Below are 26611 nucleotides of genomic sequence, written 5' to 3' on the forward strand. Positions count from 1 at the left end.
AAGGGAGGGTCGCACTGAACCATGGCTTCACAGGATTGGATCAATAAGGACTTCTACAGCACGCTCGGCGTCTCCAAGGACGCTACGGCCGAAGAAGTGAAGAAGGCCTACCGCAAGCTGGCGCGGCAGCATCACCCGGACAAAAACCCCGGTGATGCTGCCGCCGAGCAGCGGTTCAAGGACATCTCTGAGGCGCACTCGGTTCTTTCTGACCCCGAGGATCGCCAGCAGTACGACGCTATCCGGGCCATGGGCTCCGGAGCCCGATTCTCCGGCAGCACCGGTGGTGACGGTGGCGGCTTCGAGGACATCTTCGGAGGGCTCTTCAACCAGGGCGGCTCCCCAGGCACGGCGGGAGGTCGCTTCGGTGGTGGTTTCGAGGACATCTTCGGTGGAATGGGAGACCGTTTCGGGGGCCGGTTCGGAGGGGCCTCTCCCAAAGGTGGTGACCGGACGGCCAAGACCACCATCTCCTTTAAAGGTGCCGTACGGGGAACTACTGTCGGACTGCGCGAGGCCTCAGGCAATGTCATCGACGTCAGAATTCCGGCGGGGATCCGAGAGGGCCAGAAGGTCCGAGTCAAAGGAAAAGGTCAACAGGGGCCGGGTGGAGCTGGCGACCTTCTGGTGGAAGTCTCTGTTCAGGATCACCCCTTCTTTGAACGCGATGGAGATCATATTCGGATTCATTTACCGGTCACATTCGACGAGGCTGCACTGGGCGCCACAGCAGAGGTGCCCACCATCCACGGAGAAAAAGTTAAGATCCGAATCCCCGCTGGGTCCAGCACCGGAAAGACCCTGCGCCTAAAGGGGCAGGGCATCCGGCGTAAGAATAGCTCAGGCGACATGCGCGTAGTGCTGGACGTGGTGGTTCCGCAAGAGTTGAACGACGAGGCAGAAGCGGCGGTCCGTGCTTTTGCCGAAGCAACACGCGGTTCCAACCCCCGGGAAGGCCTGGAGGCCAAAGCTGCGTTGTAATAGGTGAAGGGAGGTGTACCACGTGCCATACGCCAAAGTGCGCATTCGGGATAACGTCGCAGAGTACGGAGATGATCCCAGGATGCTCGCCGCCATGCATCGCCACGAGCCGCTGTTCGTCATCTCTGTGGCTGCTGAGCTGGCAGATATGCACCCGCAGACCCTTCGCCAGTACGACCGGCTCGGGCTGGTGACCCCGAGACGTCAGGGTGGGCGTCACCGGCGGTATTCGCCCTACGACATCGAACAGTTACGGCAGATCCAGCAGCTCAGCCAAGAGGGCGTTTCGCTGGAAGGTATCCGCCGAATCATCGCCCTGCAGAACCGTGTGGAAGAGCTCGAAGAGCAGGTCGGGGACCTTCGTCACGCACTGCGCGAGGCTCACGGGGGCTCAAGGGTCTTCGCTGTGGGGTCTCGCGGAGATGTGGTTACGGTGTCCCGCGGGCAGCGTCCGCGACCAAGTGGGCGTGAGTTGATCGTGTGGCGATCCGCACGGTCATAATCTGTGCCGGTCCCTGCCACCTGAGTGCCAGCCCGTAGACTTAATGGGTGAAAAATTCCAGGTGGGGCGGCGTCGTCTTGGGGTGCGCCCTGCTCAGTCTGCTCACTTCCTGCGGTGAGGAGGAAGAACGGGCAGAAATCGCCGATGCTGCCGAAGCCGCCGCTGAGGCCATCGCCACTGGGGACTTTTCCGCTGTGACCCTTGGATCAGGTCGGAAGCAGACCCTTTCGGAGGCCGTAGAAAACCTACAGGAGCCTTTCAGCGAACTCCGGCCTGATGTCCAGGTGACAGGGGCTCAGGTGGAGGAACCAGCAGAGGATTCAGTGCGGCCTCCGACGGCCGAGGTGACCTTCGAGCATCTCTGGGACCTCGAAGAGATCGGCGTGGATGATGAGCAGTGGAGCTACACCACGCAAGCTGATTACTCCTATGACGAGGAGTCAGACACTTGGCTCTTGACCGGTGAGACCGACATCGTCCTCCCCGACTACGCAGGTCATGAACCGGTCGGCATCTCCACTACCAACGCAGACCGCGGGCGCATTATGGATGGCAACGGCCGAGCCATGGTCTATAACCGCGATGTGGTGAGAGTTGGGCTCGATAAATCCCAGTTGGCTTCTGAAGAAGATCAGACTGAGGCGGCGCGGGAGCTGGCCGACGTGGTAGGAATCAACGCCGAATCCTACCAGGAGCGGGTGCTCGGGTATGGCGACGAGGCATTCGTAGAAGCTATCGTGGTGCGCACCGACGGTGGACATGTCAGCGCAGCCGAGGTTGACAGCATCCCCGGTGTGCATTTGGTGTATGACGAAATGCCTTTGGCTGAGAGTTCTGACTTTGCCCCTTACGTGTTGGGCCGGGTCGGGGATGTGACCGCCGAACACCTGGAGAACGACCCCACGCTCAGTGTCGGGGACATGGTCGGCCTTTCAGGCATCCAGTCGGTGCACGAATCCACTCTGCGCGGCAGCCCCGGCATCAACATCACGGTCGGAGACTCCGTGATGTACTCGGTGGACCCGCAGCCAGGAAACGACATTCACACCGGCCTCCTGCCAAGAATGCAGGACCTCGCCCAGGAGATCGTCGATGCTCAAAAGGTCACCACAGCTCTGGTGGCTATCCGGCCTTCTGATGGAGCCATCCTCGCCTCTGCGACACATAACCCGGAGGCCCCACAGATTAATACAGCCGTGGAGTCCACTTTCGCACCCGGTTCCACGTTCAAGATGGTTTCCGCTTTGGCCATGCTGCGTGACGGGCTTTCCCCCAACTCCAGTGTGCCCTGCCCTCACTCCGTCACAGTTGAGGGGCAGCAGTTCCGCAACGTGACAGGGTTCCAAGATCAGTACGTCGGAAACATTCCATTCGACACAGCCGTGGCAGTGTCGTGTAACACGACCTTCGCAGCGGCCTGGAATGACGTGACCTCCGCCGAGCTTGCCGAGGCGGCAAAAGACCTGGGTATGGACAACGACGTGGGAATCGGAGTCCACGCCATCAAGGCTCAGATTCCGGAGGACGCCGAGGACAACCTGCACGCAGCCAATCTCTTCGGTCAGGGAACCGTTGAAACTTCCACCCTCGGCATGGCTGCTGTTGCGGCGTCTATATCCGATGGCCGTACCGTCCACCCCTGGTTGGTGGAACGCGACGACCACCCGGATGGGGGCGGTCTGACCCAGGCGGAGGGGGAGCAGCTGCGCGAGTTGATGCGCGGAACCGTCGACTATGGGACGCTGCGCGACCTCGACCCCATCCCCGGTCCGCACGTCTATGCCAAAACCGGCACAGCAGAGGCCGGCTCCGGAGACGATACCTACTCCCATACGTGGGTGATCGGATCCCAAGGAGACCTGGCAGTGGCAGTATTTCTGGAAGAGGGCGAATGGGGCTCCTCAACCAACGGGCCCTTGCTGCGCGAGTTCCTGATCGGCGCGCGCGAAATATCCGCTGACCAGGACGGCTAAACTCACTCCTTATGTCTGAGAAGCATTACCGCAAACCTCTGTCCTTCGTGCGCCGAAGCAACCGTCTGAAACCAAGCTACCAACGCGCCTGGGACGCCTCCCTGGGGCAAGAGCTCCTCAACGTCCCGCACGGTGAGCGGGATACCGCTGTAGAAGAGGGGTTCAGCATTGATTGGCGAGCCGAATACGGGCGCACCGCTCCGCTGATCGTAGAGATTGGCTCCGGCTCAGGCGAAGCCGTCGCAGCCGCGGCGGCAGCGAATCCGGAAACAGACTTTCTGGCCATCGAGGTCTACCGTCCAGGTGCAGCGCAACTGGCTGCGCGCATTCGCAGGGAGGGGTTGTCCAATGTGCGAGTCGCGTGCTTAGACGCCGTTGAGGTGCTGGATAAACTCCTGCCAGCAGATGCAGTGTCCGAACTGTGGGTCTTCTTTCCCGACCCCTGGCACAAGTCCAAGCACAAGAAGCGGCGGCTCATCCAACCCTCCTTCGCCGACAAAGCGGCTCGAGTCATCGCTCCGACGGGGGTGTGGCGCTTGGCCACCGACTGGTCAGACTACGCCGTACAGATGCGGCACGTGATCGGTGCCGCGGACCACTTCCGGAACCCCCATAGCGGGCAACGTGCTGGAGAAGGTTCTCCTCTGACACAGGTACGTCTTGGAGACCTGGACTCTGCAAGCGTAGGCAAAGAAGTCCACCCCATGCCTCTGCCGGACGCTCTCGATGCAGAGGGCGGATGGGCCCCCAGGTTCGAGGCAAGAGTAGTCACGGACTTCGAGCAGAAGGCGCTGAACGCAGGTCGGCAGATCTTCGACCTCACATTCGTCCGGAAGCCGAGTTGAGCGTACTTCTAGGTGTTGAGGGCCAGCGGCTGCCGAACATGGTCCGCGTTTCTATAGAGCGAGCCGGTATCCACGTTTGACGACGGTCTGCACGGTCTCCGGATTCGGCAGCGACTGACGCAGACGCGAAATCCACATTTCCAGACCATGCACGGATCCACAATGCGGCAGCACCCGCAATAGACGTTCCCGAGAAATGACGGCTCCCTGGGCTTTGACTAAGGCGCGCATCACGGACATCGGACCGGGCGCAAGTCGAACCGGCGCAGCTCCAGGCAGATGCACCACACTGCCTATGATCTCCACCGTGCCACGCGGAGTGCGTACACACAGATAGTGATCATCACCCACAACGTCCTCAGCCAGCTCGGCCATGGCCCACCTCCTCGCTGATCAGCGTAGATCTGTGCCGTTACTCCGCCTTATCGGCCGTGTGAACCCAGCGTGTCCTGCTTCTCACAGTGCGGAATTTTGGCGGTCAGACACATCCGACGGACGTGGATCTGTGGGTGACGGAATGGACTCGTGGGGGGACTCGCCAGAGTGGAGGAGCCCAAATACGGTCAGGGCACGCAGGCGCATGTACGTGACGCAGATGTCAACTAAGTCTTGCCGACTGGGTGACAGATCACCAGGTGTTGCGAACGATTTGCAAGTAACCCTCTTCGTTGTTGATAATAATTCACATGAACACAAAGATGAGTACGCTTACTTCACTAGCCCTGATATCGGCTCTGGCACTCTCCGCATGTGGAGACAACACGGAAGACGCTGATGCGTCCGAGGAGGCCGATACAGAGGCGGTAGAGACTGACGACAATGGTGCCGATGAAAATCCTGAAGAAGGTGACGATGCGGAAGAGGATGCTATTGAGCCCTCAGACCGTGAGAGTCACGAAGCAGGTGGCCCCCAGCCCCGTCTAGTGCTCACTTACGACGGTGGAGTTGCGGTCCTGGACGGTGTGAGCACGGAGGTCATTGATGATTTTGACGCCGAGGGCTTTCTCCGCGTCAATGGTGCCGGTGACGGACGCCATGCGTTCCTCGCAGAGGGTGACAGCTTCCGCCTGATCGACGCCGGAACCTGGGGTGAACCGCATGGCGAGCACAACCATTACTACACCACCGATCCGCTCTTGACGGACATCACCGTCGACGGTGACACTCCCGCCCATGTGGTGTCACATGACGGTATTGGAACGCTCTTCTTTGATGGTTCCGGGGAGTACCACTGGTTTGACTTAGAGGATTTGGACGCTGAGTCCGAGATCGAGACGGAGTCTGCGGAAACCGAAGGGGCCCACCACGGCGTGGCGGTCGTTCTCGAGGACGGTTCCCGCTTCGAGACACTCGAGGACCGTTCTGGTGCGAGGTTCCTCGATGCCGACGGTGAAGAGGTTGCTCGTAATGAGGAGTGCCCCGGAGTTCATGGTGAAGCCGCCGGTCCAGACGGTATTCTCGCCGTCGGCTGTGAGGATGGAGTCCTCGTCTGGGATGGCGACGACTTCGAAAAGCTCGACACAGGTGAAGAGTACTCCCGCATCGGCAATCTTTTCCCTTCTGAGGGTTCCCCGGTCTTCCTCGGCGACTACGGCACTGATGAAGACGGCGAAGAGCCGATGACGGAGGTGGCCCTGGTCAACACCGACTCCGGGGAGATCACCACGACGAGTGTGGACTCGCCCTACAACTGGCGGAATCTCCAGCGCGGCCCCAATGGCGAAGCACTGGTTCTGACAGAAGACGGGCAACTGCACATCATTGATGAGGAAACCGGCGAACACTTGGATCACCTGCAGATCCTGGACGAGTGGACTGAGCCTGAGGAATGGCAGGAGCCACGCCCCGCGATCCGCTCAAGCGGCGACCTGGTCTACGTCACTGATCCTGAGGCACAGCAGATCCATATCGTAGACCTCACAGAGGGTGAAGTTATCGTCACCGGTGATCTGGACTTCGTGCCGAACGAGATCGTTGTCATTGAAGGACGCCCCGTTGAAGGCGTTTCCGACGACTACGACGATGATGACGATGAGCACGGAGACGATGAAGATGACCATGACGCCGAAGATCACGATGATCACGACCATGGTCACGATGAAGACGAGGACGATCACGAGGATCATGATCATGATCATGACGACGATGATCACGACCACTGATCGTCCCTGATGCCCCCTTCACAGGTGCGATGGGGCCCTGATCTGGGAAGCATGTGTACATCGTTGATGTAGCGTCCAGGTTGGGGAAGGTAAGGGGCGGCCCGGCAGCGACCACTTGTGCAGAGTGTGCTGCCGGGCCGCTTTTCTATGCGGTGCGACTGGGAAGATGAGAGCGTCGCACGACGTTGTGAGAATTATGGCTGAAACACGAAAATACACCGTGACTGGAATGACCTGTGACCACTGTGAGTCAGCAGTCCGCGGCGAGCTTGCTGAACTGGTGGGAATCGAGCGCGCTCAGGTCTCAGCTGCGACAGGCTCTCTGACCGTGAGCATTGCCAATAGTATAGAAATTCCCGACCAGACCATTATCGACGCTGTGGATGAAGCCGGATACTCGGCCGAGCGCGTCCGTTGACCCAAACCGTCCCACCTCGACACTCCGGTGATGCAGAGTCCGAACGAATCGAACTAACGATCGGCGGTATGACTTGTGCCGCATGCGCGCAGCGCATTGAGAAGAAACTCAACAAACTCGACGGCGTGACAGCCAGCGTCAACTACGCCATAGAGAAGGCATGGGTCACTTCCGAAAAACTAGACGACCGTGACCACCTTGTCGACCAGCTCATCTCCACGGTGCAGAAGGCGGGATACACAGCGGACGTTCCACCAGAGTCCTACGATGAGGAAAGTGGCACGGTCGGTGCTCGAGACCTCCGCGGTCTCCGCAATCGACTGATCATTTCTGGCGTGCTCACGACTCCAGTGGTCCTCTGGGCGATGGTGCCGGCCACGCAGTTCGACTACTGGACATGGTTCTCTCTCATACTGAGCGTCCCAGTCGTCATTTGGGCTGGATGGCCTTTTCACCGTGCGGCAGCAGTCAGCGCGCGCCACGGGACCGCCACAATGGACACGCTTATCTCAGTGGGAACATTAGCCGCTCTTGGATGGTCGCTGTATGCCCTATTTTTCGGGCACGCCGGGGACCCCTCGATGCGCCACAGCTTCACTCTCTTTGATGAGCCTTACTGGATGGCGGGTCACTCCATGGGCTCCGCGAATGTGTACTTTGAAGTGGCCACAGCGGTGACCACGTTTCTACTTCTAGGGCGGTACTTCGAGAAACGATCAAAGGCCTCTGCGGGAGAAGCGTTGCGATCGCTGGTGAATATGGGGGCCAAAGACGTCGCGGTGCTCAAAGACGAGGGTGAAGTCCGGATCCCAGTCAACGAACTGGCTGTAGGGGACGAATTCGTCATTCGCCCTGGGGAGAAGATTGCCACTGATGCGGTGGTGGTTTCGGGCGAATCGGCAGTTGATATGTCGATGTTGACCGGAGAGTCTGTGCCGATGGAGGTTGCACAGGGTGGTTCGGTGGTCGGGGCCACCATCAATACCTCTGGGCGCCTGGTAGTCCGCGCTACCAGAGTCGGCGCTGACACCCAGTTGGCTCAAATGGCGAAACTCGTGGAAGCGGCACAGTCCGGGAAAGCTGAGGTTCAAAGGCTGGCGGACAGAGTCTCCGGCGTTTTCGTCCCCATCGTCCTCCTCCTCACTCTGATTACGCTCGGAGGCTGGTTGACTTTCGGAGCACCAGCGGAGGACGCTTTCACCGCGGCAGTCGCGGTACTGATCATCGCCTGCCCCTGTGCTCTTGGACTCGCCACTCCCACTGCGCTTCTGGTCGGGACCGGCCGGGGAGCCCAGCAAGGGATCCTGATCAGTGGGCCGGAGGTGTTGGAAGCTTCCACTGCCATTGACGCCGTGGTGCTGGACAAAACGGGAACTGTCACCACAGGTGCTATGCAGCTCACTTCGATGCTGTCGGCTCGCCATTGGGGTGGCGAGTATGAGGACGCAGAACTGCTACGCCTGGCGGCTAGCCTTGAGTCGGCCTCTGAGCACCCGGTGGCCCGTGCCATCACCAATGCCGCGCGCGAATCATTCGGCTCCCGCAGCGGCTCTCTTCCCCAGCCGGAGAATTTCCGCAACCATGCAGGTACCGGTGTGTCAGGGGAAGTGGGTGGTCACAGTGTGCTCGTCGGCAGGCGCAGACTCATGGGTGCCGCCGGCGTAGAGCTGCCCAGCGAAGTCGATCAACTCGTCACCGAAGCGGAGACGCACGGCAGTACCGCTGTCTTCGTAGCGATCGACGGAGTTTTCTCTGGTGTCCTCACTGTCTCCGACACGGTCAAGGACACTTCGGCTGAGGCAGTCGAACAACTGAGGAAACTGGGCATGGAACCCCTCTTGCTGACAGGAGACAACGCCGGGGCAGCTCATCGAGTCGCTGACCAAGTAGGTATTGAGCACGTCGTGGCGGAAGCACTTCCGGAAGACAAAGTGGCGACGATCAAAGATATACAGGCCCAGGGCAGGACTGTGGCCATGATCGGAGATGGTGTCAATGATGCTGCCGCGCTGGCACAGGCCGAGTTGGGCATTGCCATGGGCACAGGGACGGATGTTGCCATCGCGGCAGCCGATATCACTGTGATCCGTGGCGACCTACGCTCCGCCGCCGACGCAGTGCGGCTCTCCCGTCGGACCTTGCGGACTATACGTGAGAATCTTTTCTGGGCATTTGTCTATAACACAGCAGCTATCCCGCTTGCTGCGGCAGGTTTGCTGAACCCGATGTTGGCAGGCGCTGCGATGGTTCTGTCTTCGCTGAGCGTAGTGGGGAACTCCCTGCGCCTACGCCGCTTCAGGTAGTTGCGTTAGCCGGCCCTACACTATGCAGGTGATAACTCCTGCCCGCGGTGTGATGCTGATGCTGCTTGGCAGCATCGCCATGGCCGGTTCCGCCTCCATCATCTTCACGCTTGACGCTGAGCCTATGACAGTCGCCGCGTTTCGCTGTCTATTGGCGGTACCGATGCTCCTACCGTTCGTCGTGTGGGAGCTGCGACGAGTGGATCACAAGCAAGCGTTGCCCAGAGCCACGGTGATAGGTGCGGTTGTCGGCGGGGTCGCAATCGGCGTCGACTACAGCTTCTACAACACCTCTATTGGGCTAATTGGCCCGGGACTGGCCACGGTGCTGATCAATATGCAGATCGTGTTTCTGCCCTTAATCGCATGGGTCATCGAGGGGAGCCGTCCCATGAGACAGTTGGCGGTCATCGTCCCAGTAATGGTGGCTGGTGTGGCACTGGCGGCCGGAGCATTCGGCGAAGCCGAGCTGAATCTGTTCGGTGTTGTGGCGGGGCTGATTGCCGGAGCGGGTTACGCGACGTACTTGGCGATAATCCGCCGGACAGCGCCGTCGACCCTGCGCCCTGCTCCATTCACGGTCCTGAGCATCGTGTGTCTTTCGTCGGGACTGACAGCAGGGCTCGGTGCCGTGGTCTCGGGGCGGTTCGAAGTCCCGAGCCAAGCTCCAGAGTGGATGTGGCTGTTTGCACTGGCTTTCATCGGGCAAGTGGTCGTCTACCTCTGCTTCAACATCGCGATGACGGGCCTGAATGAAGTCATGGCGAGCACACTGATGCTCACGGGGCCAATCTTCGCAATCATTCTAGGCTTCCTCTTTTTTCGAGAAGCTCCCACGGCATGGCAGCTGGTCGGATGCGCCACGATCATCACCGGGGCTTGGTGGACCGCAGCCGTGCAGCGTCGCGCCCGGTAGTGTGGACGGATGGGGAAGGAGCCTGTGGTGGTGAGGCGGGGACAGCGTTTCAGCGCAGTGTCGGGAACCTTCTACCGGGCAGTCAACCCAGAGCATCACGAGGCGGCGCTTTCAGGATCTCGCACTCCAGGTCGATACTCTCCCCCCAATGCGCCGGCACTCTATCTGAGCTCCTCAGTCGAAGGCGTGAAGGCGGCGATGATCGCTCACCGAGACGCGCGGACCCCGCAATTACACGTCATTGAGGTGGAGGTCAGAGCCGAACGGATCCTCGATCTCAGAGACGACGCGGCCTGCCGCGCCGCTGGGGTGAAGCTCACCGATGCGATCGCCGCGTGGCAGCAAGTCCTCGCGGACGGGGGTGAGCCCCGCCCATGGGCAGTTCGCAGGCGACTGGACTCGCTTGGCACGCACGGCGTGATCGACCCCAGTCGGCAACGTCCAGGATTGTGGCATCTTGCGCTATTTCAATGGAATGGTCCGGGCTATCCGACGGTGCGACTCTCCTGCTGAGTCAGCGACTCGTGCTCAGGAGTAGAGACTTTGAAGGATGCTCACCAGAGAGTCCAGACCGCTGACTTCCTGTCCGCGAGGCCAGCAGAGACGTACCTCGATGTCTGGCACATCCACGATAGGCAAATACCGCAGGCCAATCGGGCGGTGTTGATCTGCGGTGGCTTGCGTCGCGATACCTACACCGCGCCTTGCCGTGACCGCGTCTAGCCAGTGATCCACGCTGTCTACATCGAAGGCCCGCAGAGGACCGAAGTCTACGGGCCACAGGTTCAGGTCCAGATCGGACTGAGTGTTGACTACCAACGGACGACCTGCAAAGTCCTTCAGTTTGAGCTTGCGGCGCCGGCTCCACAGATCATTGTCGGCACAAGCCGCCACGAAACCTTCGGTACCCACTACCGTGCTGTGATACTTGGCTGGGTCCGGAACCCGGCGCAGCACAGCAACGTCAGTCAACCCCTCTGCCAGACCAGCAAAAGGGCCCTTCGTGTGGATGAGCCGCAGGTCAATCCCAGGCTCGGACTCCCTCCATCTTCGCTGCAACAATGGCGTGTATCGCCCCGCTGCTGAGGAGACATACCCCACACGCATGAGCCGCTCGCCTCGCGCAGTCGACTCCAATGACTCGGCAAAAGCCAGGAGGTGACGCCCCTGCTCGGCGGCTCGATGCCCCCGATCAGTGAGCACCGTTTCACGCGAAGTCCGGTTCACCAGTGTCACGCCCCATGACTTCTCCAAAGAGCGAAGAATTCGTGAGGCCTGCGGTTGAGAAATCCCCAGAGCGATCGCAGCGTCAGTGATGCTCCCAGCATCCGAAATGGCGATGAGACATTCAATATGTCGTAGCCCCCATTGCATGTATTAAGGGTATATGAGAGACCCGCTGTGCATTAGGGAGTCTCACGGCAGCATCAGAGAATGCTGCCATGACCAATTGGATCAAGGGACGCCAAGGGCGTGGATTCTCGCTTATTGTGGCGAGCGCCCTAAGCACCCAAAGCGGCGCGGCAGTAGGGTCCTTCGCCTTCGGGACTTTGGGTCCACTCGGTGTTGTCGCAATCCGTCAGATGGCAGCGGCTCTTGTGCTGTGCGCAATCGCTCGGCCCAAACTGCGCAGCTTCAGCGGTGCTCAGTGGAGAGCGGTGGCACTTCTGGCATTCTTCTTCGCCGTCATGAACGCCGCCCTCTACACCGCTATTGACCGGGTAGGTCTCGGCACGGCGGTGACTATTGAATTCCTGGGACCTTTGGCAGTTGCCGCTTGGTCATCGCGCCGAGGACGTGACTATGTAGGAGTCGGACTAGCCATGCTGGGAGTCGTTATGCTCATTCAGCCCAGCCCCACCACCGATTTCGTCGGCATCGGCGTAGCACTCGTTGCTGCGGTCTGCTGGGCCGGTTATATTCTGACGAACCGTGAGGTGGGTCGTTTAGTTGAAGGAGTTCAAGGAACTGCAGCTGCGACCATCCTCTCTTCCCTCGGCATGCTGCCGGTGCTTGTGGCGATCATTTGGCAGGTGCAACCACCCCCAGAGGCATATGTCTTCGCTTGTGTCGCTGGTCTGCTGGCCACGGCGATTCCCTATGCCTTCGATCTAGTCGTGCTGCGTCACGTCAGTCCGCTGATCTTCGGTGTGGGGATGTCCCTGCACCCGCTGTTCGGGGGCATTATCGGCCTGCTCCTACTCAATCAGCAGCTTCCCCTGGTTTCCTGGGGCGGAATTCTACTGGTTGTGCTCAGCAATGGGCTCACGCTCACCGGTGCTCGTTCGGCGGCGGGTGCGGCCCCGCGGCTTAGGTTCCGCAGGGGGCGGCGTCGTCCGCTCCGATGAGCGACTGCGCCCGCTGATACCGTCACAGCTATGGATATTCGCATCTCCGCCTACGCGGTGATTACTGACGACCAGGACCGTATGCTGCTGCCGCACTGGATGGAACAAGGGTTTGGGTCTGGATGGACTATGCCCGGGGGTGGAATTGACCCTGGAGAAGACCCTGTTGACGCTGTGGTGCGCGAGGTATTCGAAGAATCCGGTTATCGAGTTCAGGTTGCTGAGCTGCTGGGCATCGACAATCTCGTGATTCCAGGCGATCGGCGCACACCCACATCAGGTCGGGAAGGTATCCCACTGCAGAATCTGAGGATTGTGTACCGTGCACACATCATCGGTGGCGAATTGACCGTAGAAAAAGACGGATCCACTGACGACGTCGCCTGGTTTACTCCTGCTGAGATCGACAGTCTTCACCGGGTATCACTCGTTGACACTGCCCGGAAGATGGCCCAAGAAGTCAGCTGAGCAGAGGCTGCGCCGACTCCCAGATCTGACCTAGAGCTGGAATCAGGGAGGCGACCAACAGCAGCGCCATCACCACGTTGAACACTCGCATATGCGACGCCTTTGAGATCACTTTCCCGGCGCCCACTCCCAAAAGAGTCCATGAGACGGTACACGGAGTGCCGAATACGAGCGCCAACGCGGAAATGATCAGGACTTCCACGAAGAATGAGTTCCAAAACCCCGTGTAGGTGGAGACTGCCGCGACCACCAGAGTCCAGGCCTTGGGATTGACGAACTGGAACAAGGCCATCTGCGTGAAGCCGGGGGGTTTGCCTTGTGTCCGCGCGTTGACGTCGGTCGGGGCCGTGGCAATGCGCCAGGCCAGCCACAAGAGATAGAGCACTCCGATGGGCCGCAGCACGTCGAGCACCCAAGGCCACTGGGTGAGCGCTCCCCCCAGTCCCAGACCGACCAGGATCAGCATGACGGGAAACCCCACATTGACCCCGGCAATGCAGGGAATGGTGCGCTTGAAGCCATAATTCGCGCCCGCAGCCATCGCGATGGTGTTGTTCGGGCCAGGTGTTGCAGCACCGGCGATGAAAAAGAGAATAATCGGCAGAAACGTTGTCACTTTGAATAACCTATGTCCTCTGGGCGGATGTGCTCGGCACCTCAGCTGGTTTTCCTGGCTTGGTTCTGTCGGCAGATACCTTTACCAGCCTCGAGTTCACCGCCACACCTGCGCAGAGAATCACAACACCAGCGCCGATGACAGTGACCAATGTCACGGACTCTCCGATCAGCAAAGCAGCCCAGGCCAAGCTCATTACGGGTTGGAGTAGCTGCACCTGGCTAACTCGGGAGACGGGCCCTATACCCAGGCCCCGATACCAGGCGAAAAACCCCAGAAACATCGACATTACGCCGAGGTACACGAACGCTGCCCATTGTGCACCGGTGCCTGTCGGAGGGGCATTAATCGCCGAGATGCTGGCCAATGTCATCATGACGGGCAGACTGAGCACCAGCGACCAGGAGATGGTCTGCCAGGCGCCCAGCTCCCGAGCCAGTAGGCCGCCTTCGGCATAGCCGCAAGCGGCAGCGATAACTGCGGTCACAAACAGGAGATCCGACCAGTTCAGGCTACTGGCTCCTCCACTGTGAACGGCTGCGAAGACAACCGCAGCAATCGATCCGCCGACGGTGGCTGTCCAGAAGACGGCACCCGGACGCTCACCGATACGGAGCACGGCAACCACCGCCGTTGCCGCAGGCAGGGTAGCGATGACGACTGCACCATGGCTGGCAGTCGAGACTGTCAGGGCGTAGGAGGTCAGCATCGGAAAACCGATGACGATCCCTCCGGCGACTACAGTCAGCCGGAGCCACTGTTTGGCTCGCGGCAGCCGTTGTCTCGTCATGCCGAGAGCCAGGATGGCCAGAACGCCGGCCACTACTGCGCGCCCGCTGCCGACGAACAAAGCGCCCAGACCACCATCTACCACTGCGATGCGAGTCAGGGGGACAGTCAAGGAGAATGTGGCCACCCCGATGAATCCCCAGAGGAGACCCTGGCGAGGCGACTTCTGCTGAAGTAACGGAGAGCTTTTATCCGCGATAGCGCTACTATGTAGTCTCATGAGTCAGGATAGCAGTACACGGATCGCTCGAGATCTCAGCCGATGGGTTGAAGCAGCGAGTCCGGGGGCGCAACTACCGAGCACCCGTAGCCTGGTGGCCGAATACGGGGCGAGTCCCGTCACCGTTCAGAAAGTCCTGCGCGGGTTGACGGCCCAAGGGTTGGTTGAGACCAGACCCGGGGTGGGGACCTTCGTACGTTCGGTGCGGCTGGCGCGCCCCCATGACTACTCCTGGCAGACCGCGGCACTGGGCGTCGGTCGATCCAGATCGCTGCAGATGGCCTCGGCCCTGCGTGCTGCTCGCCCTGGTGCTATCGATCTCAGTTCCGGGTTTCCGGATCCTGAGCTTCTTCCCGACCGCCTGATCCGGACAGCATTCACCAGGGCGGCTCGGAGCCGTGCCGTTTTGGCAGGGCCATCGCCGGCGGGTCTGCCAGACCTCCGCGCATGGTTCGCGGCCGAACTCGCATCCGGTGCCCCGGCTTCCCTCACGGCTCCCACTGCTGATGACGTCATCATATTCCCGGGAAGCCAGAGCGGACTCAGTGCCGCCTTCCGGTCCCTCGCTGGAGCCGGGGAGCCGCTCATTATGGAATCACCCACCTACTGGGGAGCTATCTTGGCTGCGGCGCAGGCCAATGTGGAGATCGTACCCATACCGAGTTCTGCCCAAGGGCCGGATCCGGCGGACCTGGAGCGAGCGTTGGCTGAGACCGGCGCCAGAGCCTTCTATGCTCAGCCGACGTATGCCAATCCCACAGGAGCCCAATGGAGTGCACAGCTCAGTGCCGATGTCTTGGAGACGGTTCGCCGTCACAAAGCATTCCTGATCGAGGATGACTGGGCTCACGACTTCGCCATTGACTCAAAACCCAAGACACTTGCCGCCCAGGACGACGCGGGACATGTGGTGTACTTGCGTTCGTTGACCAAGAGCATCTCACCTGCCGTTCGCGTCGCAGGTGTCGTGGTACGCGGGCCAGTAAGAGACAGGCTGATGCACGCGGCGCAGTCTGAGTCGATCTACGTCAGTGGAATGCTGCAGGCGGTGGCGTTGGATGTGGTCACCCAGCCTGCCTGGAGAACCCACCTGAGGAACCTCAACGAGCAGCTTGGCTCCCGGCGTGACTTGCTACTCTCCAGCCTTCACGAGCATGCTCCGCAGCTTCAGGTGGGCCACCGGCCCAAAGGGGGACTGAACCTCTGGGCCCGATTGCCGGAGGGCACGGATCTGGGACAGTTCGTCCGCGAAGCGGAGATTGGTGGGGTGAGTGTGGTTCCAGGTGACGAACTGTTCCCCGCCGAACCGGTCGCGGGGCATGTCCGCCTGACATATGCCGGTCGGGACCCCGGCCACTATCCCACCGCCGCCCGCGTGTTGGGAAAGATCTTGTCGAGGCCGCAGGCTTCCTGATCCGGGAAACGGATTGCGCGCACCCGGTGCTGGACCGGGAGCACTTCAGTGAGAGAGGTTATCCCAGAGCGCGGCGTCGAATGTGTCGGGTGCTACCGCCGACATGTGCCTGACTGCATTGTCCTGTTTTGTGCGCCAGACTCGGACCGCATCCTTCGACCTGCCTTCCAGCACAGCAGCCAGAATGCGACGATCTTCGCTCACCAGGCGGTCAGCCGCGGGGGAGTAGTCCAGCTTCAGAACAGAGATGAACATGCGCACCCGCAGAGTCAGCGCATGGAAGCTCCGTGCAGACTGTGTGAGACCTGAGGCCTCTGCCAACTCCTGCTGAAAACGCAGGTCAGCCTCACCAACATCAGCTCTGGAACCCTGTCTGGCGACCGCCTCCAGAGCACCCAACGCAAGACGAGCTGGCAAAAGACGGTGCTTGGGTTGGATAGCGCAGGCTCGGAGGATCACCATCCCGACATGAAGCCGAGAGGCATAGAGATCTATGACATCCGCCCCATTGAGTTGGGGCACACGGAATCCCCGATCGTGCGAAACCAGGAGCCCATCGTCTGCCAGCTGGCGCATCCCGGTGCGGACAGTACCAGGATCTAGTCCCAACCGGTCCGTCATCGCCGAAACACTAATTCGGTCACCCGGTGCAAACCCGGAATCCGTCATTTCTTTCCGCAGCGCGATAGCGATCTGCTCTGTGGCGGAAAGTTCCACTCTAGGCAACCACCGGTTCCGTTCTGATCGCCCAGGTGAGGGAAACTCCGTCACCGTGACGCGATTTGAGTCAGAAGCCAATGGACTTTCTGGGGCAGTGTCGACCCCTCGAACCCAACGGACACCATGTAACCCATGACCCACTCGGGAGGCCAAGCGTTGCAGCAAGGCTGAAGGAACCGCCGCCGGCGAGCGTTCGCAGGATGAGAGCAGGTTCGATACCCGAGCCAGAAAATCCTCCCACGAACCTTCACCTGGCACCCAGGTCACGGTATAGGGACCTTCCCTCTGGGGATGAGCTTCAAGCTTGGTGGGCCGGTCTGAGGACCAGGCTGCCGCGCCGGAGACCCAGAGTGCGGCCATGAGCGATGCGGCGCGGCGTTCAAACACGCGGGGGCGAGCCATCCCTGGCGTCGTGACGGGCTCGAACCGCACAGCGATGCTGGGGAACTCCACCCAGAACTCGGCGAGGGCCAGGGGACTGTGGCCTTGTGCTGCAAACTTTGAATATGCCGAAGTGGTCCCGGGAGGGCTCTCGACCATGTTCTCCGGGTAGCGGATCCTACTGACGGCTCGGGAAGCGAGGCTCTGGCTCAGCCCGGTCAGCTCGGCGATACTTCGGGTGGAATAGGCCGATGTGCCTACCCTGGGCCCGGCTGTGGCCAACACGCTGGCGACAATGTCATCAGCGGTCTCCTGCACCCGGGGGCGTCCACGAAGAGGTGAGTCCATGCAGCCCATTCTGACGTATTTATGACTCAAAAAGGAGATGATGGCGTCGTCGTACGTCTTTCGCAGAGGCTTGGGAGCTCTCACACTGGAGTAAGAGCAACAGGGTGACCAGCGAAGGAGCAACTGATGGCCGAGAACATTCAGACCCGGGAAGTGCGCAGCGAGCTGAGCGATATCTCCGACGCAGCCGTGGCGAAAGTGCAGAAGTGGCTGAAGAAGACCGAAGCCTCCGGGGCCAAGCCTCATAAGTCAGCTGAGCTCTTGTCTGCAGTTCTTTCCCACCCCACAGGCCTAGATTTCACGGTCGGGTTCGTTGACCGAGTCATCCGCACCGAAGACCCGAAGGCCGCGGCCAAAGCCCTCGGTGAACTCGGTGACCTCGCACCAGAGACGCTGAGCCGGCTTGACCGCGCGCAGATTCAAGCAGGTTCCAAGCTCGGTGAGCTATTGCCCCATGTGGTGGTGCCTGCGGCTCGGCAGCGGATGCGTTCGATGGTTGGTCACATGGTTGTTGATGCCCGCGACAAGCAGTTCGGGCAAGCTGTCAAGCAGATCAAGAAGCAGGGCAACCGACTCAACATCAACCTGCTCGGTGAAGCTGTGCTGGGTGAAGATGAGGCCGCCAAACACCTAGACGACACCTATAGGATGCTTCGCCGTTCAGATGTGGACTACGTCTCCATCAAGGTTTCCTCGATCGCTTCACAGATCTCTATGTGGGGTTTTGAAGACACCGTCGACTACGTAGTCGAACGCCTGATTCCGCTGTACCAGGAAGCCGCTGAAGCGCCCGCGGGCTCCAAGTTCATCAACCTTGATATGGAGGAGTACGGCGACCTGCGCCTGACCATTGCGGTCTTCAAACGTCTGCTCTCCGAGCCCGAGATGAAGAACTACGAGGGTGGGATCGTCATTCAGGCCTACCTCCCTGACGCGCTCGCGGCGGTCCAGGAATTGGCCGAGTTCGCCAACGACCGGGCCGACGAGGGGGGAGCCGGCATCAAGATTCGGCTGGTCAAGGGTGCGAACCTTGCCATGGAGCGGGTCCATGCCGATATTCACGACTGGCCGGTCGTCACCTGCGAGTCCAAAGAAGCCACCGACGCTAACTACAAGCTTGTGCTGCATTGGTTGCTCACCGCAGAGCGGATGCGAGGAGTGCGCCTCGGGGTGGCCGGACACAACCTGTTCGACGTCGCTTTCGCCCACCTGCTCGGAGCTGAGCGCGGTGTATCTGAGCGTCTGGAGTTCGAGATGCTGCAGGGGATGGCTGCCGAGCAGCAGGGCCCCATCAGCGAAGACGTAGGTCAGCTGCTGCTCTACGTGCCTGCGGTCCGACCAGCCGAGTTCGACGTTGCGATCTCCTATCTGGTTCGCAGACTGGAGGAGAACGCGGCCAGCGAGAACTTCATGTCTGGGATCTTCGAATTCTCCCCAGGATCAGAGATCTTCAAGCGTGAAGAAGCACGTTTCCGCGCCTCCCTGGAGACTTTGACAGAGTTGCTGGAGAAGTACGACGACGACGCCCCGGCACCTGCACACACGCAGGACAGGTTGGCTGAAGAGAACACTGAGCCCGGCGACTACAGCACCGGCATCCCTCCGTTCGCCAACGAGCCTGACACCAACCCTGCTCTGGAAGCCAACCAGCGGTGGGCTGAGCAGGTTGTCGCCCGCGCCACTCCCGAGTGGCTGGCCGAGCAGACGCTGCCCGAACAGTTGAGCACCGATCAGGTTGACCCGCTGGTTGCCGGAATGCGATCCGCTGCTGAGCACTGGGCTGCCAGGCCGGCCGCTGAGCGCGCTGCGATTCTCTATCGGGCCGCAGACATTATGGCTGCACGTCGCGGACACCTCGCCTCAATCGCCGCAGCGGAGGTCGGCAAGGCGGTAGCCCAGTCTGACCCAGAGATCTCAGAAGCCATCGACTTCATGCGCTACTACGCCCACTCAGGCCTCGCCCTGGAAGAGGTAGAACACGCTGAGTTCACCCCTGACAAACTGGTGATGATCACACCTCCCTGGAACTTCCCCCTAGCCATCCCCGCCGGAGGCACAGTCGCTGCGCTCGCTGCCGGAGCTGCGGTGGTTCACAAGCCGTCCAACCCCACACCACAGTGTTCTATGGCGATCTTGGAGTGCCTGTGGGATGCCGGTGTGCCCCGTGAGGTGCTGCACGGCATCTACCCTGATGAGCGCGACACTGGCCGCAAACTGATTTCCCACAGGGGCGTTGACCGGATTATTCTCACCGGTGCCTCGGAGACGGCTGCTATGTTCCGCTCCTGGAAACCGGAACTGAACATCAACGCCGAAACTTCCGGCAAGGACGCAATGGTCATCACCCCCGCCGCGGACCGAGACTTGGCTGTTGCCGATTTGGTGAACTCAGCCTTCGGCCACGCTGGCCAGAAATGCTCGGCGGCCTCCCTGGGGATCTTGGTCGGCAGCGTCTACACCTCGGATCGATTCCGACGGCAGTTGGTCGACGCGGCTAAGTCTCTGATCGTCGACTGGCCCCAGAATCTCGCCGCTACCGTTGGTCCGCTAACCGAGATGCCCAGTGACAAGCTTCTTCGTGCCCTCACCACACTGGAGCCGGGGGAGTCCTGGCTGTTGAAGCCGGAGCAGCTGGACGACACCGGTAAGCTCTGGAGTCCCGGGATCAAAACCGGTGTCAAACCCGGCAGTTTCTTCCACCTGACAGAGGTCTTCGGGCCCGTTCTGGGTCTCATGGACGCTAAGGATCTCGACGAAGCCATTGCCTTCCAAAACCAGGTCGACTTCGGCCTCACCGGAGGCATTCACTCATTGGAATTGGAAGAAGTCACACAGTGGCTGGACCAGGTCCAAGTCGGCAACGCCTACGTCAACCGAGGGATCACCGGGGCCATCGTTCAACGTCAGCCTTTCGGCGGGTGGAAGGCATCCTCTGTGGGTCTCGGTTCGAAGGCTGGTGGACCGAACTACGTAATGCTCTTCGGCACCTGGCGCGACGCTCCGGCTGAGGCCGCCGTTGCCGCTCCTCGGACAGAGAACGCGGCGGTCTCCGAGCTGGTTGACACGGTGGAGGGCAAGAAGCTGCTGACTGGCGAAGATTTGGACTGGTTGAAGCTCGCCGTCGCTGATGATGCCGGCCAATGGCAGCGCGAGTTTGGTACGGCGAAAGACCGCACCGGCCTGCACGCCGAAGCGAACATATTCCGGTACCGCCCTGAGAACGTCCTGCTGCGGGTGAGCCAGGACGCTGAGGCAAAGGGTGTCCTGCGATCAGCAGCTGCCGCCCTGACTGCAGGTTCAGCGGTCGACGTCTCCGTAGCGCCGAAGGTCAGCAAAGAGGTGAAGAATGCCCTCGGCGCGCTCAAGGACCTGGTGGGTAAGAAAACCAAGGATGACGACGCCGCCTTTGCCACCAAACTTGCCGAGGGACGTCATGACAGCCCCGACGGTGGGGTGAGGGTCCGTGTCATCGGCAGTCTGACTCAAGGTGTGCGTGAGGCCACGGCGCACCGGCCTGAGGTTGCGCTGCTGGATGACCCGGTGACTGCCTCTGGCCGAGTGGAGCTGCGCTACTGGGTCAAAGAGCAGTCCATCTCCATGACGCTGCACCGCTTCGGTAATCACTCCAAGGTCTTCGGTGACCTCGCAGAGCAGCTGAAGCGCTGAGCGTCAGGACCACAACAAGGGTGGAATTTGATGTCTTGGTAGCACACAGACGCGGGCTGGATCTCGTGAAATAGTTGATGAATGCGCGATAACCCTGACTATGCCCTTGATGATGTGGAAGCGGTTAGAGATCTCATCAGAGATAACCCCTGGGCTACTTTTATCAGCCATGTCCCGGACGGAGGGCTGGTGGCAAGCCATTACCCGGTGCTCCTCGAGGAAGAGGCAGACGGTCTCGTGCTGGTCTCACATGTAGGGCGCCCGGATGAGCTCAAGCACCAGCTGGGCCAGCACCCCATGATGGTGATCGTGCAGGGCCCACACGGCTATATTTCCCCGAGCTGGTATGGGTACCGACCCAACGTGCCGACGTGGAACTTCGCGACAGCGCATCTCCATGGCACACCGGAGATCTTGTCAGACCAGGAGAACCTTGAGGTCCTTGACCGCTTGGTCGCACACTTCGAGCAGGTGCTCCCCGATCCTCACCTACTGCATGCCACACAGGAGAACTCGGAGTACGCGCTCCGCATTGTGCACGGAACAGTAGGATTCCGGATGAAGGTGGACCGGATCGAGGCGAAAGAGAAGATGAACCAGGACAAGCCACGGGAGTCGATCACCACCATCATCGCGAACCTCAGGGCAGACGGTCCGTACCACAATCCAGCACTGGCTGACCGGATGGAACACGTCAATGCCGACGTTCTGAAAGGAGACTCGTGACCGAATCGTTGCTGCTGCGGAATCTTCGCCTGCCCACTGGGGATGTCCGCGGTCCAGATTCGATAGTCGACGTGCTGATCCATAACGGAACCGTCCGCGACATCACGCCCGCTGGGGGGAAGCCCCCCCGAGGTACGGAAGAGCAGGATGCCCAAGGCCGCTGGATTCTCCCAGGACTTTGGGACAACCACGTGCACTTCGCCCAATGGGTCATCCAGCAACAGCGCTTGGACTTGAGTTCCACATCTAGCGCGGCGGAATGTCTGGCGCGTGTGCGTGACGCTCTGCCGCAGCAGCAGCGCGGGCCACTGGTCGGGTACGGGTTCCGCGATGGTCTGTGGACTGATGCGCCCTCTGTGGAAGCCCTGGACGAGGCTGCAGGAACATTCCCGGTTATTCTCATTTCAGCAGATCTGCACTGTGCGTGGGTCAATACTGCCGCCCAGCGTTACCTTGAGGTCACCGCAGACCATGACGGTCTCATTCGTGAAGAGGCCTGGTTCGCAGTGCTCGAAAAGGTGCAGAGTCCGGCCGATCTCACCAGTGCTGACTACGCCTTCGTCGCGCAGACTGCAGCCCAGCGAGGTGTCGTGGGCGTCGTAGAGTTTGAGACAAGTGACAACATTTCTCTCTGGCCTCGGCGCGTTGCTGATGGGGTGGATTCACTTCGAGTCGAAGTAGCCGTCTGGCCGGACCGCCTGCACGCTGCTATCAGGTCGGGCTTGAAGACCGGTGATCCTCTCGACGACCAGGGTCTGGTCACCATGGGACCGCTGAAAGTGGTGGTCGACGGATCACTCAACACACGCACCGCATGGTGCTGGGACCCCTACCCAGGTGTGGACCCGCACCATCCGCATGCCTGCGGAGCAGAAACCGTCCCGATCCATGAACTCGAGCAACTGATGCGCTCGGCCCGTGATGCCGGGCTCAGTGCTGCCATCCACGCCATCGGTGACCGGGCGAACACCTCAGTGCTGGACACCTTCGAATCCCTCGGCATGACCGGTGTGATCGAACACGCTCAGCTGCTGAGGCACTCGGACATTCAGCGATTCGCCGCACTGGGACTCGCCGCGAGCGTGCAACCGGAACATGCAATGGACGACCGCGATGTGGCCGATGCCTACTGGTCCGGCAGGACAGACCGCGCATTTGCCCTGAGATCGCTCCATGATGCCGGCGTCCCGCTTCATCTGGGTTCAGATGCGCCTGTGGCGCCTCTGGACCCGTGGTGCGCCATGGCCTCCGCAGTACACCGCAGCCGGGATGGCCGCGACTCGTGGCATCCAGAGCAGAGCATCAACCTGGAGGTCGCGCTTGCGGCCTCGGCACGCGGACGTCATGGGGTAGGAGTGGGGGACCCGGCTGATCTGATCGTGGTCGAGCGGAACCCCTACGGCTGCACCCGGGACGAGCTGCGCCAAATGCCGGTAGCAGCAACATTGCTGGGCGGCAGATTCACCTGGTCTGACCTCTAGGTTTTCGCACCCCCTGATCCGATTCTGGGTGTGGGTTAATGCTCCTGCGCCCTGCGAAGGTGCTACATGTCGAGCGCGAGTCGCTCACCTGCACTGCGTGGTATTGGGCTGAAATCTGACGCACTTCGGTGTTCGCCGAGACGGAGGAGGCTTCGTCGAACCTGAGCGATCCTTCATTTGCATCGATGTGAATATAGGTCTACCTTAGTCTCGGTACCAGCATTCGGACAGGCGCATGTTGTTTAATGAGTATTTCCACCTATTAGCACTGCCTCTCGCAAGGAGCGTTAGTGAGCGTTCAGATCGCCCAACATGAGCTGCAGCCGCATCAACGGCTTGGCTCACCGGGGCGACGCCGCCTACTTGTGATTGTTCTCGGACTCATCCTGCTTGCCTCCTTGAGCTGGATCAGCCTCTTTATCGGTTCCGGAGGCATTCCCGCCCACCGTGTCCTGAGCGCTCTGAGCAGCTGGGCCGCCGGCGACCTCCCCCAGGGTGCTCGCGACACCACTGAGCTGCTCATCCTGGAGCGGCGAATACCACGGACCGTCTTGGCCATCCTGGTTGGAGCCGGTCTTGGCGCAGCCGGGGTGGTGATGCAGGCCATGACCCGAAACCCCTTGGCAGATCCGGGACTCCTGGGCGTCAACGCCGGGGCCTATTCCGCGGTGGTGTTCGGCTCTGCCTTTATGGGCGTGACCATAGGTGCCGCCCATGTGTGGCTCGCAGTAGCCGGCGCACTGGTCGTCGCCGTCACCGTGTATCTCATCGGCACCAGCGGGGTGATGGGCGGCAGTCCGGCCAAGCTAGTCCTCACCGGAGTCGCCATCGGGGCACTGCTCTCGGGAATCAGTTTCGCCGTGACCCTGCTGCAGCCGGAGGTATTTGACCGAGTCCGATTCTGGTCCGCAGGCTCACTCCAAGGACGGAGTTTTGACGAGGTCAGCGCAACGCTGCCTTTCCTCATAGTTGGCCTGCTGATTGCTCTGCTGCTGCCACGCGCGCTGAACGCCCTGTCCCTGGGCGACGACGCCGCAGTAGCCCTCGGTGCCCGGCCAGGACTCACCAGGCTGGCAGGGCTGGTCGCTGTCACTCTGCTCTGCGGAGCCGCTACAGCAGCTGCCGGACCACTGTCTTTCATCGGACTTATGGTCCCTCACGCGCTGCGCATGCTCATCGGCCCCGATCACCGCTGGCTCATTCCGCTCAGCCTCCTGGCGGCACCAGTTCTAGTGCTCTGCGCAGATATCTTGGGCCGCGTCGTCGTTGCCGCTGAACTACCTGCCGGAGTGGTCACCGCCTTCCTCGGTGCCCCAGTGCTGATCTGGCTGATCCGGAGCAGGGCGGTGAAGAACCTGTGACCGCGACCTTCTCAGTCGCCACCCCGCCTGACCAGATGGACGGTGCTGATAGCCAAAACCGCGCCACGCTGTTCCGCCGCGGTGTGCGCCCGGTGCGGATTGGTCGATTCAGCACCACCTTCTCCATCCGCACCCTGCTGGTGACCTTCGTGCTATTGCTGGCGGCGCTAGCGGTGGCATGGTGGAACATGATCAGCGGCTCAGCCTCGTTGACAGCAGCGGATACGGTCCAGGCACTCCTGGGCGCGGCCGATGAAGGAACTTCCCGGGTCGTCCTAGAGTGGCGAGCTCCTCGGGTGGTGTTTACTCTGCTCGGCGGTGCCGCCCTGGCCTTGGCAGGCGCGGTCTTCCAATCCCAAACACGCAACCCGCTCGGCAGCCCAGACATCATTGGGTTTTCTACCGGCGCCTACACTGGCGCACTGTTGGTGGCGGCCTCGGGTATCAGCGGGCTCTGGGCTACGCCTGCGGGGGCGGTGGCAGGAGGCGTTGGTACTGGGCTGATTGTCTACCTCTTGGCGTGGAAGCGCGGAGTTTCCGGGATGAGGATCATCATCGTCGGCATCGGGGTCAGCATTTTCCTTGGCTCGCTCAACACCTATCTCATCACTGTCCTGGAGCTGGAAACGGCGATGTCGGTAGCTACCTGGGGTGCCGGTTCAGTCAATGACATTTCTTGGGTGCATGTGGTCCCGCTGCTGGCCATGATGTTCTTGACGTTGCCGGTGATGCTCGCTCTTTCCCGGGACATGCGGTTGATGGAGATGGGGGACGACGCCGCAGCAGGACTCGGTATCAAGCTCGAACGAGTTCGTCTGGTCCAGTTCCTATGCGGGATCCTCCTGGTAGCCATAGTGACCGCTGCAGCTGGGCCCATCGCGTTCATCGCCCTGGTGGCTCCTCAGTTGGCGCTTCGGCTTACGGGGGCGCCGTCGGTCCAGCTAATCCCCGCCGCAGCTATGGGAGCACTGCTGCTGACAACCTCCGACGCGATTGCACGGGCCGCCATCATCCCGGTCAGCCTGCCAGTCGGCGTCGTCACTCTCATCCTGGGCGGGGGCTACCTGGTGTGGCTGCTGCTCTCCATGGGTCGATCACGAAAGGCCAAGCCATGACCACTGTGCACGCCGAACCAATCCTGACCTCGACAGAAGACGTACACCGACTGGCCGCCCAGGACGTGACCGCCGGCTATGACACCCGCACGGTGCTGAGAGATTTGAACCTGGAGGTCCCGGAGGGGTCCTTCACCGTCATCATTGGCCCCAACGCCTGTGGCAAGACCACACTGCTGCGCAGTCTTGCGAGGCTCGTGCGTCCCGAGGCTGGGCACGTGCTGCTTGACGGTGCGGCGATTACTTCGCTGCCCACTAAACAACTGGCCCGCACCGTGGGACTGCTGCCGCAGACATCAGTGGCACCGGAAGGCATCACAGTTGCCGACCTGGTGGCTCGCGGGCGCCACCCTCATCAAGGTCTGTTCTCCCGGTGGGGGAAAGCGGATGAAGCTGCTGTCCGCAACGCACTTGAAGTGACCGGCACACAGTCTCTGGCCACCCGAGCCGTCGATGAACTCTCCGGAGGTCAGCGCCAGCGCACATGGATAGCCATGGCTCTGGCTCAGCAGACGCCCATTCTGCTCCTCGATGAGCCCACTACCTACTTAGATATCGCTCACCAGATTGAGGTCTTGGAACTGTGCACCCAGCTTCGCCTAGAGGGCCGCACCATGGTTGCGGTACTTCACGACCTCAACCACGCACTGCGGTATGCCACGCACCTGGTTGCCATGCGTGAAGGAGAAATCATCGCTCAGGGCCCACCCGAGGTGATCGGCACTGCGAGCCTCGTCCAAGAAGTCTTCGGAGTGGCTGCCCGGGTGATTGAAGACCCAGAGACCGGACGTCCGCTGGTCATTCCCAAAGCTCCACAGAAACCCTAGTGCTTCCGCCCAAGTCGCGCACCGCATCATC

The 26611-nt window shown here is 60.9% G+C and carries 23 protein-coding genes; 18 read left to right on the forward strand and 5 right to left on the reverse strand.

Annotated features, from left to right (window positions below; translation table 11 throughout):
* Positions 1-21: 21 nt before the first annotated feature.
* The 4 genes from FH975_RS12740 (at position 22) to trmB (ending at position 4301) form a co-directional block, all read left to right on the forward strand.
* Positions 22-981, forward strand: coding sequence for a DnaJ C-terminal domain-containing protein (locus FH975_RS12740; protein WP_194251137.1), 960 nt, complete (start codon positions 22-24; stop codon positions 979-981).
* Positions 982-1063: 82 nt separating this feature from the next.
* The gene (locus FH975_RS12745) at positions 1064-1483 is read left to right on the forward strand and encodes a heat shock protein transcriptional repressor HspR (RefSeq protein ID WP_162321761.1); all 420 of its coding nucleotides are present in this window, start codon (positions 1064-1066) and stop codon (positions 1481-1483) included.
* Between the two features lie 47 nt (positions 1484-1530).
* Positions 1531-3456, forward strand: coding sequence for a penicillin-binding transpeptidase domain-containing protein (locus FH975_RS12750; RefSeq protein WP_162321680.1), 1926 nt, complete (start codon positions 1531-1533; stop codon positions 3454-3456).
* 11 nt (positions 3457-3467) lie between these two features.
* Entirely contained in the window at positions 3468-4301 is an 834-nt protein-coding gene (gene trmB / locus FH975_RS12755; RefSeq protein WP_153078688.1) for a tRNA (guanosine(46)-N7)-methyltransferase TrmB, read from the forward strand.
* Between the two features lie 51 nt (positions 4302-4352).
* Here trmB and FH975_RS12760 read toward each other — a convergent pair whose 3' ends face one another.
* Positions 4353-4676, reverse strand: coding sequence for a winged helix-turn-helix domain-containing protein (locus tag FH975_RS12760; RefSeq protein WP_162321681.1), 324 nt, complete (start codon positions 4674-4676; stop codon positions 4353-4355).
* Positions 4677-4987: 311 nt separating this feature from the next.
* Between FH975_RS12760 and FH975_RS12765 the strand changes: the two genes are divergently transcribed.
* The 5 genes from FH975_RS12765 to FH975_RS12785 all read left to right on the forward strand — a co-directional run bounded on the left by FH975_RS12765 (position 4988) and on the right by FH975_RS12785 (position 10613).
* Complete coding sequence (locus tag FH975_RS12765; RefSeq protein WP_162321682.1) at positions 4988-6463, forward strand: hypothetical protein; 1476 nt, start codon at positions 4988-4990, stop codon at positions 6461-6463.
* 196 nt (positions 6464-6659) lie between these two features.
* A complete protein-coding gene (locus FH975_RS12770) occupies positions 6660-6881 on the forward strand; it encodes a heavy-metal-associated domain-containing protein (protein ID WP_162321683.1) in 222 nt (73 codons plus the stop codon).
* Positions 6878-9184 carry a heavy metal translocating P-type ATPase gene (locus FH975_RS12775; RefSeq protein ID WP_268896741.1) on the forward strand — a complete coding sequence of 769 codons (2307 nt, stop codon included), beginning with the start codon at positions 6878-6880 and terminating at the stop codon, positions 9182-9184. Before FH975_RS12770 ends, FH975_RS12775 begins: the two co-directional genes overlap by 4 nt.
* A gap of 28 nt (positions 9185-9212) precedes the next feature.
* Complete coding sequence (locus tag FH975_RS12780; RefSeq protein ID WP_162321685.1) at positions 9213-10100, forward strand: DMT family transporter; 888 nt, start codon at positions 9213-9215, stop codon at positions 10098-10100.
* 9 nt (positions 10101-10109) lie between these two features.
* Positions 10110-10613, forward strand: coding sequence for an RES family NAD+ phosphorylase (locus FH975_RS12785; RefSeq protein ID WP_162321686.1), 504 nt, complete (start codon positions 10110-10112; stop codon positions 10611-10613).
* Between the two features lie 15 nt (positions 10614-10628).
* Here FH975_RS12785 and FH975_RS12790 read toward each other — a convergent pair whose 3' ends face one another.
* Positions 10629-11474 carry a LysR family transcriptional regulator gene (locus FH975_RS12790; protein ID WP_162321687.1) on the reverse strand — a complete coding sequence of 282 codons (846 nt, stop codon included), beginning with the start codon at positions 11472-11474 and terminating at the stop codon, positions 10629-10631.
* 68 nt (positions 11475-11542) lie between these two features.
* On the opposite strand from FH975_RS12790, the gene FH975_RS12795 reads away from it, so the two are divergent.
* Both FH975_RS12795 and FH975_RS12800 read left to right on the forward strand, forming a co-directional pair.
* Positions 11543-12448: an EamA family transporter gene (locus tag FH975_RS12795; protein ID WP_162321688.1), complete on the forward strand. Its 906-nt coding sequence runs from the start codon at positions 11543-11545 to the stop codon at positions 12446-12448.
* A gap of 30 nt (positions 12449-12478) precedes the next feature.
* Positions 12479-12916: an NUDIX hydrolase gene (locus tag FH975_RS12800; protein ID WP_202923242.1), complete on the forward strand. Its 438-nt coding sequence runs from the start codon at positions 12479-12481 to the stop codon at positions 12914-12916.
* On the opposite strand, the gene FH975_RS12805 is transcribed toward FH975_RS12800, so the two are convergent.
* Both FH975_RS12805 and FH975_RS12810 read right to left on the reverse strand, forming a co-directional pair.
* A complete protein-coding gene (locus FH975_RS12805; protein ID WP_202923243.1) occupies positions 12909-13532 on the reverse strand; it encodes a LysE family translocator in 624 nt (207 codons plus the stop codon). The genes FH975_RS12800 and FH975_RS12805 overlap by 8 nt on opposite strands.
* A gap of 10 nt (positions 13533-13542) precedes the next feature.
* Positions 13543-14541: a DMT family transporter gene (locus FH975_RS12810; RefSeq protein ID WP_162321689.1), complete on the reverse strand. Its 999-nt coding sequence runs from the start codon at positions 14539-14541 to the stop codon at positions 13543-13545.
* Here FH975_RS12810 and FH975_RS12815 point away from each other — a divergent pair.
* Positions 14540-15955, forward strand: a complete 1416-nt coding sequence (locus tag FH975_RS12815; protein WP_162321690.1) for an aminotransferase-like domain-containing protein — start codon at positions 14540-14542, stop codon at positions 15953-15955. The genes FH975_RS12810 and FH975_RS12815 overlap by 2 nt on opposite strands.
* A gap of 45 nt (positions 15956-16000) precedes the next feature.
* On the opposite strand, the gene FH975_RS12820 is transcribed toward FH975_RS12815, so the two are convergent.
* Positions 16001-17404 carry a GntR family transcriptional regulator gene (locus tag FH975_RS12820; RefSeq protein WP_162321691.1) on the reverse strand — a complete coding sequence of 468 codons (1404 nt, stop codon included), beginning with the start codon at positions 17402-17404 and terminating at the stop codon, positions 16001-16003.
* Positions 17405-17530: 126 nt separating this feature from the next.
* On the opposite strand from FH975_RS12820, the gene FH975_RS12825 reads away from it, so the two are divergent.
* The 6 genes from FH975_RS12825 to FH975_RS12850 all read left to right on the forward strand — a co-directional run bounded on the left by FH975_RS12825 (position 17531) and on the right by FH975_RS12850 (position 26580).
* Entirely contained in the window at positions 17531-21070 is a 3540-nt protein-coding gene (locus tag FH975_RS12825; protein WP_162321692.1) for a bifunctional proline dehydrogenase/L-glutamate gamma-semialdehyde dehydrogenase, read from the forward strand.
* 81 nt (positions 21071-21151) lie between these two features.
* Positions 21152-21796, forward strand: a complete 645-nt coding sequence (locus FH975_RS12830) for an FMN-binding negative transcriptional regulator (RefSeq protein ID WP_162321693.1) — start codon at positions 21152-21154, stop codon at positions 21794-21796.
* A complete protein-coding gene (locus FH975_RS12835; RefSeq protein ID WP_162321694.1) occupies positions 21793-23277 on the forward strand; it encodes an amidohydrolase in 1485 nt (494 codons plus the stop codon). Before FH975_RS12830 ends, FH975_RS12835 begins: the two co-directional genes overlap by 4 nt.
* A 290-nt stretch (positions 23278-23567) precedes the next feature.
* Complete coding sequence (locus FH975_RS12840; RefSeq protein ID WP_328821883.1) at positions 23568-24638, forward strand: FecCD family ABC transporter permease; 1071 nt, start codon at positions 23568-23570, stop codon at positions 24636-24638.
* Positions 24635-25753, forward strand: coding sequence for a FecCD family ABC transporter permease (locus FH975_RS12845; protein ID WP_328821884.1), 1119 nt, complete (start codon positions 24635-24637; stop codon positions 25751-25753). Before FH975_RS12840 ends, FH975_RS12845 begins: the two co-directional genes overlap by 4 nt.
* Entirely contained in the window at positions 25750-26580 is an 831-nt protein-coding gene (locus tag FH975_RS12850) for an ABC transporter ATP-binding protein (protein WP_162321695.1), read from the forward strand. Before FH975_RS12845 ends, FH975_RS12850 begins: the two co-directional genes overlap by 4 nt.
* The last annotated feature ends 31 nt before the right edge of the window (positions 26581-26611 follow it).

This window comes from Nesterenkonia haasae (assembly GCF_010119385.1).
GTDB classification, from domain to species: domain Bacteria; phylum Actinomycetota; class Actinomycetes; order Actinomycetales; family Micrococcaceae; genus Nesterenkonia; species Nesterenkonia haasae.